The sequence below is a fragment of the Enterobacter cloacae complex sp. HYC042_NIDB genome, assembly GCF_056673315.1.
Genome location: NZ_CP109650.1, coordinates 487,550 through 502,642 on the forward strand (window position 1 = coordinate 487,550; position 15,093 = coordinate 502,642).

At 58.4% G+C, this 15,093-nt stretch carries 15 protein-coding genes; 12 read left to right on the forward strand and 3 right to left on the reverse strand.

Annotated elements, in window-relative coordinates; all coding sequences use genetic code 11:
* Positions 1 to 154: 154 nt before the first annotated feature.
* Positions 155 to 1,255 (forward strand): branched chain amino acid ABC transporter substrate-binding protein LivJ, encoded by a 1,101-nt coding sequence (livJ, locus tag OKF39_RS02300; protein WP_072201786.1) that lies wholly within the window; start codon positions 155 to 157, stop codon positions 1,253 to 1,255.
* Between the two features lie 64 nt (positions 1,256 to 1,319).
* Here the strand turns inward: livJ and panM are convergent, their stop codons facing one another.
* Positions 1,320 to 1,703: an aspartate 1-decarboxylase autocleavage activator PanM gene (gene panM / locus OKF39_RS02305; protein ID WP_045631384.1), complete on the reverse strand. Its 384-nt coding sequence runs from the start codon at positions 1,701 to 1,703 to the stop codon at positions 1,320 to 1,322.
* 424 nt (positions 1,704 to 2,127) lie between these two features.
* On the opposite strand from panM, the gene livK reads away from it, so the two are divergent.
* From livK to ugpQ, 10 genes are all read left to right on the forward strand, one after another.
* Positions 2,128 to 3,237 (forward strand): high-affinity branched-chain amino acid ABC transporter substrate-binding protein LivK, encoded by a 1,110-nt coding sequence (gene livK, locus OKF39_RS02310; protein WP_028015146.1) that lies wholly within the window; start codon positions 2,128 to 2,130, stop codon positions 3,235 to 3,237.
* Between the two features lie 46 nt (positions 3,238 to 3,283).
* On the forward strand, positions 3,284 to 4,210 hold the full coding sequence (gene livH, locus OKF39_RS02315; protein WP_028015147.1) for a high-affinity branched-chain amino acid ABC transporter permease LivH: 927 nt from the start codon (positions 3,284 to 3,286) through the stop codon (positions 4,208 to 4,210).
* On the forward strand, positions 4,207 to 5,484 hold the full coding sequence (locus OKF39_RS02320; protein WP_045631383.1) for a high-affinity branched-chain amino acid ABC transporter permease LivM: 1,278 nt from the start codon (positions 4,207 to 4,209) through the stop codon (positions 5,482 to 5,484). The genes livH and OKF39_RS02320 overlap by 4 nt, the downstream gene beginning before the upstream one ends.
* Positions 5,481 to 6,248 (forward strand): high-affinity branched-chain amino acid ABC transporter ATP-binding protein LivG, encoded by a 768-nt coding sequence (gene livG / locus OKF39_RS02325; protein WP_028015149.1) that lies wholly within the window; start codon positions 5,481 to 5,483, stop codon positions 6,246 to 6,248. Before OKF39_RS02320 ends, livG begins: the two co-directional genes overlap by 4 nt.
* Before the next feature lies 1 nt (position 6,249).
* On the forward strand, positions 6,250 to 6,963 hold the full coding sequence (gene livF / locus OKF39_RS02330) for a high-affinity branched-chain amino acid ABC transporter ATP-binding protein LivF (protein ID WP_008500102.1): 714 nt from the start codon (positions 6,250 to 6,252) through the stop codon (positions 6,961 to 6,963).
* 245 nt (positions 6,964 to 7,208) lie between these two features.
* Positions 7,209 to 8,525 carry a sn-glycerol-3-phosphate ABC transporter substrate-binding protein UgpB gene (ugpB, locus tag OKF39_RS02335; RefSeq protein WP_023310025.1) on the forward strand — a complete coding sequence of 439 codons (1,317 nt, stop codon included), beginning with the start codon at positions 7,209 to 7,211 and terminating at the stop codon, positions 8,523 to 8,525.
* Positions 8,526 to 8,631: 106 nt separating this feature from the next.
* On the forward strand, positions 8,632 to 9,519 hold the full coding sequence (gene ugpA / locus OKF39_RS02340; RefSeq protein WP_023618241.1) for a sn-glycerol-3-phosphate ABC transporter permease UgpA: 888 nt from the start codon (positions 8,632 to 8,634) through the stop codon (positions 9,517 to 9,519).
* A complete protein-coding gene (gene ugpE, locus OKF39_RS02345) occupies positions 9,516 to 10,361 on the forward strand; it encodes a sn-glycerol-3-phosphate ABC transporter permease UgpE (RefSeq protein WP_028015153.1) in 846 nt (281 codons plus the stop codon). The genes ugpA and ugpE overlap by 4 nt, the downstream gene beginning before the upstream one ends.
* Position 10,362: 1 nt before the next feature.
* Positions 10,363 to 11,433 (forward strand): sn-glycerol-3-phosphate import ATP-binding protein UgpC, encoded by a 1,071-nt coding sequence (locus tag OKF39_RS02350; protein ID WP_063437705.1) that lies wholly within the window; start codon positions 10,363 to 10,365, stop codon positions 11,431 to 11,433.
* Positions 11,430 to 12,170: a glycerophosphodiester phosphodiesterase gene (gene ugpQ, locus OKF39_RS02355; protein WP_069733686.1), complete on the forward strand. Its 741-nt coding sequence runs from the start codon at positions 11,430 to 11,432 to the stop codon at positions 12,168 to 12,170. The genes OKF39_RS02350 and ugpQ overlap by 4 nt, the downstream gene beginning before the upstream one ends.
* Here the strand turns inward: ugpQ and OKF39_RS02360 are convergent.
* Entirely contained in the window at positions 12,160 to 12,531 is a 372-nt protein-coding gene (locus tag OKF39_RS02360; protein ID WP_045260950.1) for a DUF2756 family protein, read from the reverse strand. The genes ugpQ and OKF39_RS02360 overlap by 11 nt on opposite strands.
* Positions 12,532 to 12,654: 123 nt before the next feature.
* Between OKF39_RS02360 and ggt the strand changes: the two genes are divergently transcribed.
* Positions 12,655 to 14,400, forward strand: a complete 1,746-nt coding sequence (ggt, locus tag OKF39_RS02365) for a gamma-glutamyltransferase (protein ID WP_074171895.1) — start codon at positions 12,655 to 12,657, stop codon at positions 14,398 to 14,400.
* Between the two features lie 48 nt (positions 14,401 to 14,448).
* On the opposite strand, the gene yhhY is transcribed toward ggt, so the two are convergent.
* Positions 14,449 to 14,937, reverse strand: coding sequence for an N-acetyltransferase (gene yhhY / locus OKF39_RS02370; protein WP_028015158.1), 489 nt, complete (start codon positions 14,935 to 14,937; stop codon positions 14,449 to 14,451).
* Between the last annotated feature and the right edge of the window lie 156 nt (positions 14,938 to 15,093).

Genomic DNA, 15,093 nt, shown 5'->3' on the forward strand with positions numbered 1-15,093 from the left:
TCATTTCAAATTAGCTATTCCAAAATCATAAAAATGGGGTATGTTTTAGCAGAGTATGCTGAAAAAGCGCGAACAGCACACCAATAACTGAAATAAAGCGCTGCACAACAACATCACAACAATCGTAATAACCATAATAATGGGGAATCTCAGGATGAACATGAAGGGTAAAGCGTTACTGGCAGGATGTATCGCGTTGGCATTCAGCACCATGGCGCAGGCAGATATTAAAGTGGCCGTGGTGGGCGCAATGTCCGGTCCGGTAGCACAGTACGGCGACCAGGAATTTACGGGCGCAGAACAGGCAGTTGCAGACATTAATGCTAAGGGCGGCATCAAGGGCGAAAAACTGCAGATCGTAAAATACGACGATGCCTGTGACCCGAAGCAAGCGGTCGCGGTGGCGAACAAAGTGGTCAACGACGGCATCAAATACGTTATCGGTCACCTGTGCTCCTCTTCTACTCAGCCCGCGTCTGACATCTACGAAGACGAAGGTATTCTGATGATCACCCCGGCTGCGACCGCACCGGAGCTGACCGCGCGCGGCTACAAGCTGACCCTGCGTACCACCGGTCTGGACTCCGATCAGGGCCCAACGGCGGCTAAGTACATTCTGGAAAAAGTGAAGCCGCAGCGTATCGCGATTGTTCACGACAAACAGCAGTATGGTGAAGGTCTGGCCCGTGCGGTGCAGGACGGTCTGAAAAAAGGCAATGCCAACGTGGTCTTCTTTGACGGGATCACCGCCGGCGAGAAAGACTTCTCCACCCTGGTGGCGCGTCTGAAGAAAGAGAATATCGATTTCGTTTACTACGGCGGCTACCACCCGGAAATGGGCCAGATCCTGCGTCAGGCGCGCGCGGCGGGTCTGAAAACCCAGTTCATGGGCCCGGAAGGCGTGGCGAACGTTTCCCTGTCTAACATCGCGGGTGAATCTGCCGAAGGTCTGCTGGTGACCAAGCCGAAGAACTACGACCAGGTGCCAGCGAACAAACCTATCGTAGATGCCATCAAGGCGAAGAAGCAGGATCCAAGCGGCGCGTTCGTCTGGACCACCTACGCAGCGCTGCAGTCTCTGCAGGCGGGCCTGAACCAGTCAGCCGATCCGGCTGAGATTGCCACCTGGCTGAAAGCCAACACGGTGGAAACCGTGATGGGGCCGCTCTCCTGGGACGCGAAGGGCGATCTGAAGGGCTTTGAGTTCGGCGTGTTTGACTGGCATGCTAACGGCACGGCAACTGACGCCAAATAATACCCTGGGAAAATGCGGTAGAAATTGTAGGCCGGGTAAGGCGCAACCGCCACCCGGCTTTCTTTTAGCGCTTCTCCCACCCGCTCTCCTGCGCCGTAAACCCTAACGCCTGCATAAACGCCGCCATCACGCCGCGGTCTTCCACGCCCACGTCGGCCATCCACCATGAGTTTACGTTCGGGTTTTCGCGGATCACTTCTTCAATTAAATACTGTCCCACACCGCGACGACGGGTCACGTCACGCACGCGCAGCGAGTCCAGCGCCCCTTCTGTACCGCTCAGGGTCACGCGAACCGCGGCCAGCAGGCGCTCGTTGAAGCGCGCGGCATAAATGCGATGGTTCTCGTCGACATGCAGCGACGAAGGGGAATATTCCGGCCAGATCTTGCCCAGGTCGATATGATCCTGGTCGCTAAAGGTCACCAGACGCACGATAGTCAGTTTCATTAGCAGCTTGTCCAAATCAAATTGAGTAGAGGCAGTGTACTCAATTTATTCACTCAGCGGCTTCCTCTTTTTATTCTCATTAACCAGGTGATTAGTTTTTTAGCAATGCAATGGGCAGTGTGAAAACACATGGATCGAAAAATAAGCAGAATTTTAACCTGAATGGCAGCGATTTATTCGGCGCTTTGTACCGTTATTTTATGCTGCAAACTGCACTTTTATTTGTTTATCTCTGCCTGATTTCAGAATATTATCTTTCCTTAATCGCCTGAAAAATAGAGATTTTAGTCTGGTTTTTGACAAAAAACTGCGCTAAACCATTAAAGGCACTGGTAAAAATAGCGTTGTTCATTAAAAGTACAGAATGCTTTTTAACCATAATAAAACAAAATATAAACACGACATCACGAATGGGGATTCTGAGATGAAAAGGAACGCGAAGACATTTATCGCGGGAATGGTTGCACTGGCGATCTCGCATGCGGCCATGGCGGAAGAGATTAAAGTTGCGGTAGTCGGTGCGATGTCCGGCCCTGTTGCCCAGTGGGGTGACATGGAGTTTAACGGCGCGCGTCAGGCCATCAAAGACATCAACGCCAAAGGCGGCATCAAGGGCGACAAGCTGGTAGGCGTGGAGTATGACGACGCCTGCGATCCGAAACAGGCCGTTGCGGTCGCCAACAAAATCGTCAACGACGGGATTCAGTACGTCATCGGCCACCTGTGCTCATCCTCCACCCAGCCCGCGTCCGATATCTACGAAGACGAAGGTATTCTGATGATCACTCCGGGCGCCACCAACCCTGAGCTGACGCAGCGCGGCTACCAGCACATCATGCGTACCGCCGGGCTGGACTCCTCCCAGGGGCCAACCGCGGCCAAATACATCCTCGAGACCGTTAAGCCACAGCGTATCGCCATCATTCATGACAAGCAGCAGTACGGCGAAGGCCTGGCGCGCTCCGTGCAGGACGGCCTGAAAAAAGGCGGCGCGAACATCGTCTTCTTCGACGGCATTACCGCAGGCGAAAAAGACTTCTCCGCGCTGATCGCCCGTCTGCAAAAAGAGAACATCGACTTCGTCTACTACGGCGGCTACTACCCGGAAATGGGCCAGATGCTGCGCCAGGCGCGCGCCACCGGTCTGAAAACCCAGTTTATGGGGCCAGAGGGCGTGGGCAACGCCTCCCTGTCAAACATCGCAGGGGATTCTGCCGAAGGCATGCTGGTGACGATGCCAAAACGCTATGACCAGGATCCGGCCAACAAGGCTATCGTGGATGCGCTCAAGGCGCAGAAGAAAGATCCGAGTGGTCCATACGTCTGGATCACCTACGCGGCCGTGCAGTCTCTGGCAACCGCACTGGAGCGTACCGGCAGCAAAGAGCCGCTGGATCTGGTGAAAGATTTAAAAGCACACGGGGCGAACACCGTGATTGGGCCGCTGAACTGGGATGAGAAAGGCGATCTGAAGGGATTTGAGTTTGGTGTCTTTAAGTGGCACGCCGACGGTTCGTCCTCGGTCGCCAAATAATTATCCCACCGCCCGGCTCACCGGGCGGGTATAAAAAGGTTTGCATATGTCCGAGCAGTTTCTCTACTTTTTGCAGCAGATGTTTAACGGCGTCACGCTGGGAAGCACCTACGCGCTGATCGCCATCGGCTATACGATGGTTTACGGCATTATCGGCATGATCAACTTCGCCCACGGCGAGGTGTACATGATCGGTAGCTACGTCTCCTTTATGATTATCGCCGCGCTGATGATGATGGGCATCGACAGCAGCTGGCTGCTGGTCGCCGCCGGGTTTGTTGGCGCGATCGTGATCGCCAGCGCCTACGGCTGGAGCATCGAGCGCGTGGCCTACCGGCCGGTGCGCAGCTCCAAGCGTCTTATTGCGCTGATTTCCGCGATTGGGATGTCGATCTTCCTGCAAAACTACGTCAGCCTGACCGAAGGTTCGCGCGACGTGGCGTTGCCAAGCCTGTTTAACGGCCAGTGGATTGTGGGGGCCAGCGAAAACTTCTCTGCCTCTATTACCACGATGCAGCTGGTGATCTGGGTCGTGACCTTTGTCGCCATGCTCGCCCTGACCCTGTTCATCCGCTACTCCCGCATGGGACGCGCCTGCCGCGCGTGCGCGGAAGACCTGAAGATGGCGAGCCTGCTCGGCATCAACACCGACCGCGTAATCGCCCTGACCTTCGTGATTGGCGCGGCGATGGCGGCGGTGGCTGGCGTGCTGCTCGGCCAGTTCTACGGCGTAATTAACCCGTACATCGGCTTTATGGCCGGGATGAAAGCCTTCACCGCGGCGGTACTGGGCGGCATCGGCAGCATTCCGGGCGCGATGATTGGCGGCCTGATCCTGGGCGTGGCGGAAGCGCTCTCCTCGGCGTACCTGAGCACCGAATATAAAGACGTGGTGTCGTTTGCCCTGCTGATTCTGGTTCTGCTGGTGATGCCTACCGGTATTCTGGGCCGTCCGGAGGTAGAGAAAGTATGAAACCGATGCATTTTGCAATGGCGCTGCTCTCTGCCGCCATGTTCTTCGTGCTGGCCAGCGTCTTTATGGGCGTCCAGCTTGAGCTGAATGGCACCAAACTCGTTGTCGATACTGCAGCTGATATTCGCTGGCAGTGGGTCTTTATCGGCACCGCCGTGGTGTTCCTGTTCCAGCTGCTGCGCCCGCTGTTCCAGAAAACGCTGAAAAATGTCTCCGGACCGAAATTCGTCCTGCCGGCGATCGACGGTACAACGGTCAAACAGAAGCTGTTCCTCGTGGCGCTGCTGGTGGCTGCCGTGGCGTGGCCGTTTATGGTGTCGCGCGGCACGGTGGACATCGCCACCCTGACCATGATTTATGTGATCCTCGGCCTCGGTCTGAACGTGGTGGTGGGGCTGTCCGGCCTGCTGGTGCTGGGCTACGGCGGTTTCTACGCTATCGGCGCGTACACCTTCGCGCTGCTGAACCACTATTACGGCCTCGGCTTCTGGACCTGCCTGCCGCTGGCGGGGCTGGTCTCTGCCGCCGCAGGCTTCCTGCTCGGCTTCCCGGTGCTGCGCCTGCGCGGTGACTACCTGGCGATTGTGACCTTAGGCTTCGGTGAAATCGTCCGTATCCTGCTGCTCAACAACACCGAAGTGACCGGCGGCCCGAACGGCATCAGCCAGATCCCGAAGCCGACCTTCTTCGGCCTGGAGTTCAGCCGTACCGCCCGCGAAGGCGGCTGGGATACCTTCAGCAACTTCTTTGGCATCAAATATGATCCCTCTGACCGCGTGATCTGGCTCTACCTGGTGGCGCTGCTGCTGGTGGTCATCACCCTGTTCGTGATCAACCGCCTGCTGCGCATGCCGCTGGGCCGAGCGTGGGAAGCGCTGCGCGAAGATGAGATCGCCTGCCGCTCTCTGGGCCTGAACCCGACCCGCATCAAGCTAACCGCGTTCACCATCAGCGCCGCGTTTGCCGGTTTCGCCGGCACGCTGTTCGCCGCGCGCCAGGGCTTCGTCAGCCCCGAGTCGTTCACCTTTGCCGAATCGGCCTTTGTGCTGGCGATTGTGGTACTCGGCGGGATGGGCTCGCAGTTCGCCGTTATCCTCGCGGCCATCCTGCTGGTGGTCTCTCGCGAGCTGATGCGCGACTTTAACGAATACAGCATGCTGATGCTGGGTGGTTTGATGGTGCTGATGATGATCTGGCGTCCGCAGGGTCTGCTGCCGATGACGCGTCCACAGCTGAAGCTTAAGAATGTGGAAGCGAAAGGAGAGCAGGCATGAGTCAGCCATTATTATCCGTAAACGGTCTGATGATGCGTTTTGGCGGCCTGCTGGCGGTCAACAACGTGAACCTGGACCTGCATAAAAAAGAGATCGTCTCCCTGATTGGCCCGAACGGCGCGGGGAAAACCACGGTCTTTAACTGTCTGACCGGCTTCTACAAGCCGACGGGCGGCACCATCATGCTGCGCGACCAGCACCTGGAAGGGCTGCCGGGCCAGCAGATTGCCCGCATGGGCGTGGTGCGTACCTTCCAGCACGTGCGCCTGTTCCGCGAGATGACGGTGATTGAGAACCTGTTGGTGGCACAGCATCAGCAGCTGAAAACCGGCCTGTTCTCCGGCCTGCTGAAAACCCCGGCCTTCCGCCGCGCGCAGGAGGAGGCGCTCGATCGCGCCGCCACCTGGCTCGACCGCATCGGCCTGCTGCAGCACGCCAACCGTCAGGCGAGCAACCTGGCCTATGGCGACCAGCGTCGACTGGAGATTGTGCGCTGCATGGTGACCCAGCCGGAGATCCTGATGCTCGACGAACCGGCGGCGGGCCTCAACCCGAAAGAGACTAAAGAGCTGGACGAGCTGATTGCCGAGCTGCGCGATCATCACGACACCACCATCCTGCTGATTGAGCACGACATGAAGCTGGTGATGGGCATTTCGGACCGTATCTACGTGGTAAACCAGGGCACGCCGCTGGCAAACGGCACGCCGGAAGAGATCCGCAACAACCCGGACGTGATCCGCGCATACCTTGGTGAGGCATAAGATGGAAAAAGCGATGTTAACGTTCGACAAGGTCAATGCGCACTACGGCAAGATCCAGGCGCTGCACGACGTCAGCCTGCACATCAATCAGGGTGAAATCGTCACCCTGATTGGCGCCAACGGCGCGGGCAAAACCACGCTGCTCGGCACCCTGTGCGGCGACCCGCGCGCCACCAGCGGGCGGATTGTGTTCGATGGTAAAGACATTACCGACTGGCAGACCGCCAGAATTATGCGTGAGGCGGTGGCGATTGTCCCGGAAGGGCGTCGCGTCTTCTCCCGCATGACGGTGGAAGAGAACCTGGCGATGGGCGGATTCTTCGCTCACCGCGATGAATACCAGACCCGCATCAAGTGGGTGTACGAACTCTTCCCGCGACTGTGGGAGCGCCGCATTCAGCGTGCGGGCACCATGTCCGGCGGTGAACAGCAGATGCTGGCGATTGGCCGCGCGCTGATGAGCCAGCCGCGCCTGCTGCTGCTGGACGAGCCGTCGCTCGGCCTGGCACCAATCATTATCCAGCAGATATTCGACACCATCGAGCAGTTGCGTAAAGAGGGGATGACCATCTTCCTCGTCGAGCAGAACGCCAACCAGGCGCTGAAGCTCGCTGACCGTGGCTACGTGCTGGAGAACGGCCGCGTGGTGCTTGAGGATACCGGAGACGCGCTGCTGGCGAACGAAGCGGTGCGGAGCGCTTACCTGGGCGGCTGAGCCGTCTGTATTGTCCGGTGGTGCTACGCTTACCGGGCCTACAGGGATCGAGTAGGCCGGGTAAGGCGCAGCCGCCACCCGGCTTTTTTCATATTAACCCCTTCACACAACCATCATCCCCCTGACCCTTTACTGTCACTTATCTGTAAACAAACAGTTATTTTTCTGTCATTCGAGCATGTCATGTTACCTCGCGAGCATAAAACGCGTGATATCGCGCATCCGGCACAATAAGAGAGATGACAATGACATCGTTACGACACACAGCTTTGGGTCTGGCACTGGGTCTGGCTTTTGCGACGAACGCAATGGCTGTGACCACCATTCCGTTCTGGCATTCCATGGAAGGGGAGTTGGGTAAAGAAGTTGACTCCCTGGCGCAGCGTTTCAACGACACCCATCCGGATTACAAAATTGTGCCGGTGTACAAAGGTAACTACGAGCAGAGCCTGAGCGCGGGCATCGCCGCCTTCCGTACCGGCAACGCGCCTGCACTGTTACAGGTGTATGAAGTGGGCACCGCCACCATGATGGCCTCCAAAGCTATCAAGCCGGTGTATGAAGTGTTCAAAGAGGCGGGTATCAACTTCGATGAATCCCAGTTCGTGCCGACCGTAGCGGGTTACTATACCGATTCCAAAACCGGTCACCTGCTGTCCCAGCCGTTTAACAGCTCCACACCGGTGCTGTACTACAACAAAGACGCCTTCAAAAAAGCCGGTTTAGATCCGGAGCAGCCGCCAAAAACCTGGCAGGACCTGGCCGAATACACCGCGAAGCTGAAAGCGGCGGGCATGAAGTGCGGCTACGCCAGCGGCTGGCAGGGCTGGATCCAGATTGAAAACTTCAGCGCCTGGCACGGCCTGCCGGTTGCCACCAAAAACAATGGCTTCGACGGCACCGACGCGGTACTCGAGTTCAACAAGCCGGAGCAGGTGAAGCACATTGCGCTGCTTGCCGATCTGAACAAGAAGGGCGACTTCAGCTACTTCGGGCGTAAAGACGAATCCACCGAGAAGTTCTACAACGGCGACTGCGCCATTACCACTGCCTCGTCCGGCTCGCTGGCGGATATTCGTCACTACGCCAAATTCAACTACGGCGTGGGCATGATGCCGTACGACGCTGACGTGAAGGGCGCGCCGCAGAACGCCATCATCGGCGGGGCGAGCCTGTGGGTGATGCAGGGTAAAGATAAGGGCACCTATAAAGGCGTGGCCGAATTCCTCGACTTCCTGGCGAAGCCGGAAAATGCCGCCGAGTGGCACCAGAAGACCGGCTACCTGCCGATCACCAAAGCCGCGTACGATCTGACCCGCGAGCAGGGCTTCTACAGCAAAAACCCGGGCGCGGACATCGCGACGCGTCAGATGCTGAACAAGCCGCCGTTGCCATTCACTAAAGGCCTGCGTCTGGGCAACATGCCGCAGATCCGCACCATCGTGGATGAAGAGCTGGAAAGCGTGTGGACCGGGAAGAAAACGCCACAGCAGGCGCTGGATTCCGCAGTAGAGCGCGGGAATCAGCTGCTGCGCCGCTTTGAGCAGTCGACGAAATCGTAATTTGTGATTCGCCCGGTGGCGCTGCGCTTACCGGGCCTACGACGTGCCCCATCCAGGCCGGGTAAGGCGCAGCCGCCACCCGGCATTGTTCAGGAACCCAATCTCCATGTCCTCATCCCGTCCGGTGTTTCGCTCCCGCTGGCTGCCGTACCTGTTGGTCGCGCCTCAGCTGGTCATCACCGTTATCTTCTTTATCTGGCCTGCGGGCGAAGCGCTGTGGTACTCGGTACAAAGCGTCGATCCGTTCGGGCTCTCCAGCCAGTTTGTCGGGCTGGACAACTTTACCGCGCTATTCCATGACAGCTACTACCTGGACTCCTTCTGGACGACGATGAAATTCAGCGCGCTGGTCACCGTCAGCGGCCTTGTTGCCTCGCTGTTTTTCGCCGCACTGGTGGACTACGTGGTGCGTGGCAGCCGCCTGTATCAGACCCTGATGCTGCTGCCTTACGCCGTGGCCCCCGCCGTCGCCGCTGTGCTGTGGATCTTCCTGTTTAACCCCGGTCGCGGGCTGATTACTCACTTCCTGGCAGAGTTCGGCTACGACTGGAACCACGCCCAGAACAGCGGTCAGGCGATGTTCCTGGTGGTGTTCGCCTCGGTGTGGAAGCAGATCAGCTATAACTTCCTGTTTTTCTTTGCCGCGCTGCAGTCCATTCCGCGCTCGCTGGTGGAGGCCGCGGCAATTGACGGCGCAGGCCCGATCCGCCGCTTCTTCAGGCTGTCCCTGCCGCTGATTGCCCCGGTGAGCTTCTTCCTGCTGGTGGTTAACCTCGTGTACGCCTTCTTCGACACCTTCCCGGTGATCGACGCCGCCACCGCGGGCGGCCCGGTGCAGGCGACAACGACGCTTATTTATAAGATCTACCGCGAAGGTTTTGCCGGACTCGATCTCTCTGCTTCTGCCGCCCAGTCCGTCGTGCTGATGTTCCTCGTCATCATCCTCACGGTGGTGCAGTTCCGCTATGTTGAAAGTAAGGTGCGCTACCAATGATTGAGAACCGTCGCGGGCTGACGATTTTCAGCCATACCATGCTGATTTTAGGGATTATCGTCATCCTGTTCCCGCTGTACGTGGCCTTTGTCGCCGCCACGCTGGACACCAAAGCGGTGTTCGACACGCCGATGACGCTGATCCCGGGCGGGCATCTTTTCGAGAACATGAAAACCATCTGGACCCAGGGCGTGGGCGCCAACAGCGCGCCGTTCTGGCTGATGATGCTCAACAGCTTCATCATGGCGTTCGGCATTACGGTGGGCAAAATTACGGTGTCGATGCTCTCGGCCTTCGCCATCGTCTGGTTTCGCTTTCCGCTGCGTAACCTGTTCTTCTGGATGATTTTCATCACCCTGATGCTGCCGGTGGAGGTGCGTATCTTCCCGACGGTGGAGGTGATTGCCAACCTGAAGATGCTGGACAGCTACGCGGGCTTAACCCTGCCGCTGATGGCCTCGGCGACCGCCACCTTCCTGTTCCGCCAGTTCTTTATGACCCTGCCGGACGAGCTGATTGAGGCCGCGCGCATCGACGGTGCCTCCCCGATGCGCTTCTTCCGCGACATCGTGCTGCCGCTGTCGAAAACCAACCTTGCGGCGCTGTTTGTGATCACCTTTATCTACGGCTGGAACCAGTACCTGTGGCCACTGCTGATTATTCAGGACGTCAACCTCGGCACCGCCGTGGCGGGCATCAAAGGCATGATTGCCACCGGTGAAGGCACCACCCTCTGGAACCAGGTGATGGCGGCGATGCTGCTCACCCTAATCCCACCCGTAGTCATTGTTTTAGCCATGCAGCGCGCGTTTGTCCGCGGCCTGGTCGATAGCGAGAAATAAGATGGCAGGTTTAAAACTTCAGGCAGTTACCAAAAGCTGGGACGGTAAAACCCAGGTCATTCAGCCGCTGACGCTCGACGTGGCGGACGGTGAATTTATCGTGATGGTCGGCCCATCCGGCTGCGGGAAGTCCACGCTGCTGCGCATGGTGGCGGGGCTGGAGCGCGTCACGTCCGGGGATATCTGGATTGACCGCCAGCGCGTCACCGAGATGGAGCCGAAAGACAGGGGCATCGCGATGGTGTTCCAGAACTACGCCCTCTATCCGCACATGAGCGTGGAAGAGAACATGGCCTGGGGGCTGAAAATCCGCGGCATGGGCAAAGGCCATATTGACGAACGCGTGAAAGAAGCCGCCCGCATTCTGGAACTCGACGGTCTGCTGAAGCGCCGCCCGCGCGAGCTTTCCGGCGGCCAGCGCCAGCGCGTGGCAATGGGGCGCGCCATCGTGCGTGACCCGGCGGTATTCCTGTTCGACGAGCCGCTGTCTAACCTCGACGCCAAGCTGCGCGTACAGATGCGCCTTGAGCTGCAGCAGCTGCACCGTCGTCTGAAAACCACGTCACTGTACGTGACTCACGATCAGGTCGAAGCCATGACTCTCGCCCAGCGCGTGATGGTAATGAACAAAGGCGTTGCCGAGCAGATTGGCACCCCGGTGGAAGTGTACGAAAAACCGGCCACCCGCTTTGTGGCGAGCTTTATCGGCAGCCCGGCGATGAACCTGCTGGAAGGGCGCATCAGCAACGCGGGCACCCACTTTGAACTGGAAAGCGGGATGGCGTTGCCGATCAACTGGTACTATCGTGGCTACGCCGGGCGTAAGATGACGCTCGGTATCCGCCCTGAGCATATTGGTTTAACCTCTCAGGCGGACGGCGGCGTGCCGCTGGTGATGGACACGCTGGAGATGTTGGGTGCAGATAACCTGGCGCACGGGCGCTGGGGCGAGCAAAAAATGGTGGTGCGCCTGGCGCATCAGGAGCGCCCGAAAGCGGGCAGCACGCTGTGGCTCCACCTGCCGGAAAACCATCTGCACCTTTTTGACGGTGAAACAGGACAACGAGTATGAGCAACTGGCCTTATCCCCACGTCGTCGCCCACCGTGGCGGCGGTAAGCTGGCCCCGGAAAACACCCTGGCGGCGATCGATGTCGGCGCGCGCTACGGCCACACGATGATCGAGTTCGACGCCAAGCTGTCGAAGGACGGCGAAATTTTCCTGCTGCATGACGACAATCTTGAACGCACCAGCAACGGCTGGGGCGTGGCGGGTGAACTGCCGTGGCGCGATCTGCTGAAGGTGGACGCCGGAAGCTGGTACAGCGGCGAGTTCAAAGGCGAACCGCTGCCCCTGCTGGCGGAAGTGGCCGATCGCTGTCGCCAGCACGGCATGATGGCGAACATCGAAATCAAACCGACCACCGGCACCGGGCCGCTGACGGGCAAAGTGATTGCCCTTGCCGCGCGCGAGCTGTGGGAAGGCATGACCGCGCCGCTGCTGTCGTCGTTTGACATCGACGCGCTGGAGGCCGCACAGGCAGCTGTACCTGAGCTGCCGCGCGGGCTGCTGCTGGACGAGTGGCGTGAGGACTGGCGTGAACTGACGGGCCGCTTAGGCTGCGTCTCGATCCATCTGAACCACAAGCTGCTGGATGAGGCGCGGGTGAAAATGCTGAAAGACGCGGGTCTGCATATTCTGGTCTACACCGTTAACAAACCCCAGCGCGCAGCCGAGCTGCTGCGCTGGGGCGTGGACAGTATCTGTACCGATGCGATTGACCAGATCGGCCCGAAATTTATTTATTGAGCATACTGCCGTTCTGCTGGGTCGGCAGCATATGCTGCTGACCGCTGCTTTGCGACATCCCGCCCCCTAACATCCCGCCGTTTTTATTTGGCAGCGGCTGCTCGCGCACCTGTCCCTGCTGCACGCGCTGGGTGTTGGCGTTCATCTGGTTTTGCAGGCTCTGCTGCTGCATCTGGGTCTGCGTTCTCAGCTGCTGATTGAGCATCCCTTTCTGCTGCTGTTGCTGGCTCATCATCTCGGTCTGCATACGCTGCTGGCTCGGGATGACATAACCCTGCTGGTTCGGGTTGTTCATGGTGTTGAGTGGCTGTGCGAGCGCGGCAAACGGGATCAGCGCCGCAATAATCATCAAGCGTTTCATTGTCATTTCCTCCTCTTGAGGTCTCTCTTAAGTTTACCCTGATTTCACCATGACGATGATTTTTTAGGAGTTGTGAACCAGGCTTAAGCGGGGAATATGGATCCCTTCACCTGGAGAACAATAATGATGAAACCAACCTTCTTGCGCTGGGTCGCCATCGCCGCGCTGATGGCAGGCGGCACATTTACCGTGGCGGCCAACCCGCCCGCCGCTCCTCCCGTCTCTTACGGCGTGGAGGAGGATGTTTTTCACCCCGTGCGGGCCACGCACGGCATGGTGGCCTCGGTTGACGCGCTGGCGACCCAAGTGGGCGTCGATATTCTTAAGCAGGGCGGTAACGCGGTGGATGCGGCGGTCGCCGTCGGCTATGCGCTGGCGGTAACGCATCCGCAGGCGGGGAATCTGGGCGGCGGCGGCTTTATGATGCTGCGTACCAAAGACGGCAAAACCACGGCCATCGACTTCCGCGAAATGGCGCCTTCTCAGGCGTCCCGCGATATGTTCCTCGACGACCAGGGCAACCCGGACAGTAAAAAATCTCTGACCTCGCACCTCGCCTCCGGCACGCCGGGCACCGTTGCGGGCTTCTCGCTGGCGCTGGAAAAATACGGCACGATGCCGCTGAACAAGGTGGTGCAGCCTGCCATCAGGCTGGCGCGGGAGGGATTTGTGGTCAATGACGCCCTGGCGGACGACCTCAAGACCTACGGCAGTGAAGTCATTCCCAATCACGAAAACAGCAAGGCGATCTTCTGGAAAGACGGTGAGCCGCTGAAGAAGGGCGATAAGCTGGTGCAGAAGAACCTCGCCAAAAGCCTGGAGCTGATTGCGGAGCACGGCCCGGACGCGTTCTACAAAGGGGCGATTGCCGACCAGATTGCGGAAGAGATGCAGAAGAACGGCGGGCTTATCACCAAAGCGGACCTGGCGGAATACAGGGCGGTGGAGCGCGAGCCGATTAGCGGCACCTATCGCGGCTACGAGGTCTTCTCCATGCCGCCGCCGTCCTCCGGGGGCATTCACATCGTGCAGATCCTCAATATTCTTGAAAACTTTGATATGCACAAGTTCGGCTTCGGCAGCGCAGATGCCATGCAGGTGATGGCGGAGGCGGAAAAACGCGCCTATGCCGACCGCTCGGAATATCTCGGCGATCCGGACTTCGTGAAGGTGCCGTGGCAGGCGCTGACCAACAAGGCGTATGCAAAATCTATTGCCGATCAGATCGACATCAACAAGGCTAAGCCGTCGAGCGAGATCCGCCCCGGCAAGCTGGCGCCGTATGAAAGCAACCAGACGACGCACTTCTCGGTGGTGGATAAAGACGGTAACGCGGTGGCGGTAACCTATACGCTCAACACTACCTTTGGTACCGGGATCGTAGCGGGCAACAGCGGTATTCTGCTGAACAACGAGATGGATGACTTCTCCGCCAAGCCGGGCGTGCCAAACGTCTACGGGCTGGTCGGCGGCGATGCGAATGCGGTGGGGCCGAAGAAGCGTCCGCTGTCGTCCATGTCGCCAACCATCGTGGTGAAAGACGGGAAAACCTGGCTGGTGACCGGCAGCCCTGGCGGGAGCCGCATCATAACTACCGTGCTACAGATGGTGGTGAACAGCATCGACTTTGGCATGAACGTCGCCGAGGCGACCAATGCGCCGCGTTTCCATCATCAGTGGCTGCCGGATGAACTGCGCGTGGAGAAGGGCTTTAGCCCGGACACCATCAAGCTTCTGGAGCAGCGCGGACAGAAGGTTGCGGTGAAAGAGGCGATGGGCAGCACCCAGAGCATTATGGTGGGGCCAGACGGCGCGCTGTTTGGCGCGTCGGATCCGCGTTCGGTGGATGATTTGACGGCGGGGTATTGATTATTCCCCTCACTCTAACCCTCTCCCCATAGGGGAGAGGGGAGTGTGTCACTTCATTCTCGCCATGAAGTACGCGTCCACATATTCGCCGTTGCGCAGGGCGTAGCGCTTGCCGGTGCCTTCAATTTCGAACCCGTGCTTTTTGTACACCGCGATTGCCGGTTCGTTATCAACAAATACCGTTAACTCAATGCGATCGACGCGCAGCCAGTTGTCGCACATATCAATCATGGTTCGCATCAGCGCGCTGGCAACGCCCCGATTTTGCCATTGCGCACCCACACAAATACCGAAATCGGCAACGTGGCTGCGACGCGGGCGTTGTGCGACGGCAATGCACAGGTGCCCGGCGACGGTCCCGTCGATACAAGCCACCAGCTGTTTAATGCCGGGCTGATCGGTTAGCCGGTCATGCCACATCTGCTCTGAGGGATGAGGAACCTGTAGCGTGTTGTGGTACACCTCCGGCTGGGCGTGGATCTGACGAATGGCATCGTAATCTCTCGGTTCAGCGTGGCGTATCACTATCTCACTCATTCCTTGTTCCTCAGTCGGTTAAAAGTCCCCTCCAACATCAATGACTTTAAAATTTGAGTCAACCGCTATTTTTTGCAAAAAGTATTGGACAAGTGCGAATGAGAATGATTATTATTGCTTTGCATTCAGGAGGACCCCTACGGGAACCTGAAAGCA

Coding starts and splice junctions, on each gene's coding strand:
- livJ (WP_072201786.1), top strand. CDS start 155: ATGAACATGAAGGGTAAAGCGTTACTGGCAGGATGTATCGCGTTGGCA.
- livK (WP_028015146.1), top strand. CDS start 2,128: ATGAAAAGGAACGCGAAGACATTTATCGCGGGAATGGTTGCACTGGCG.
- panM (WP_045631384.1), bottom strand. CDS start 1,703: ATGAAACTGACTATCGTGCGTCTGGTGACCTTTAGCGACCAGGATCAT.
- livG (WP_028015149.1), top strand. CDS start 5,481: ATGAGTCAGCCATTATTATCCGTAAACGGTCTGATGATGCGTTTTGGC.
- ugpB (WP_023310025.1), top strand. CDS start 7,209: ATGACATCGTTACGACACACAGCTTTGGGTCTGGCACTGGGTCTGGCT.
- ggt (WP_074171895.1), top strand. CDS start 12,655: ATGATGAAACCAACCTTCTTGCGCTGGGTCGCCATCGCCGCGCTGATG.
- OKF39_RS02350 (WP_063437705.1), top strand. CDS start 10,363: ATGGCAGGTTTAAAACTTCAGGCAGTTACCAAAAGCTGGGACGGTAAA.
- yhhY (WP_028015158.1), bottom strand. CDS start 14,937: ATGAGTGAGATAGTGATACGCCACGCTGAACCGAGAGATTACGATGCC.
- OKF39_RS02320 (WP_045631383.1), top strand. CDS start 4,207: ATGAAACCGATGCATTTTGCAATGGCGCTGCTCTCTGCCGCCATGTTC.
- ugpA (WP_023618241.1), top strand. CDS start 8,632: ATGTCCTCATCCCGTCCGGTGTTTCGCTCCCGCTGGCTGCCGTACCTG.
- livF (WP_008500102.1), top strand. CDS start 6,250: ATGGAAAAAGCGATGTTAACGTTCGACAAGGTCAATGCGCACTACGGC.
- ugpQ (WP_069733686.1), top strand. CDS start 11,430: ATGAGCAACTGGCCTTATCCCCACGTCGTCGCCCACCGTGGCGGCGGT.
- livH (WP_028015147.1), top strand. CDS start 3,284: ATGTCCGAGCAGTTTCTCTACTTTTTGCAGCAGATGTTTAACGGCGTC.
- OKF39_RS02360 (WP_045260950.1), bottom strand. CDS start 12,531: ATGAAACGCTTGATGATTATTGCGGCGCTGATCCCGTTTGCCGCGCTC.
- ugpE (WP_028015153.1), top strand. CDS start 9,516: ATGATTGAGAACCGTCGCGGGCTGACGATTTTCAGCCATACCATGCTG.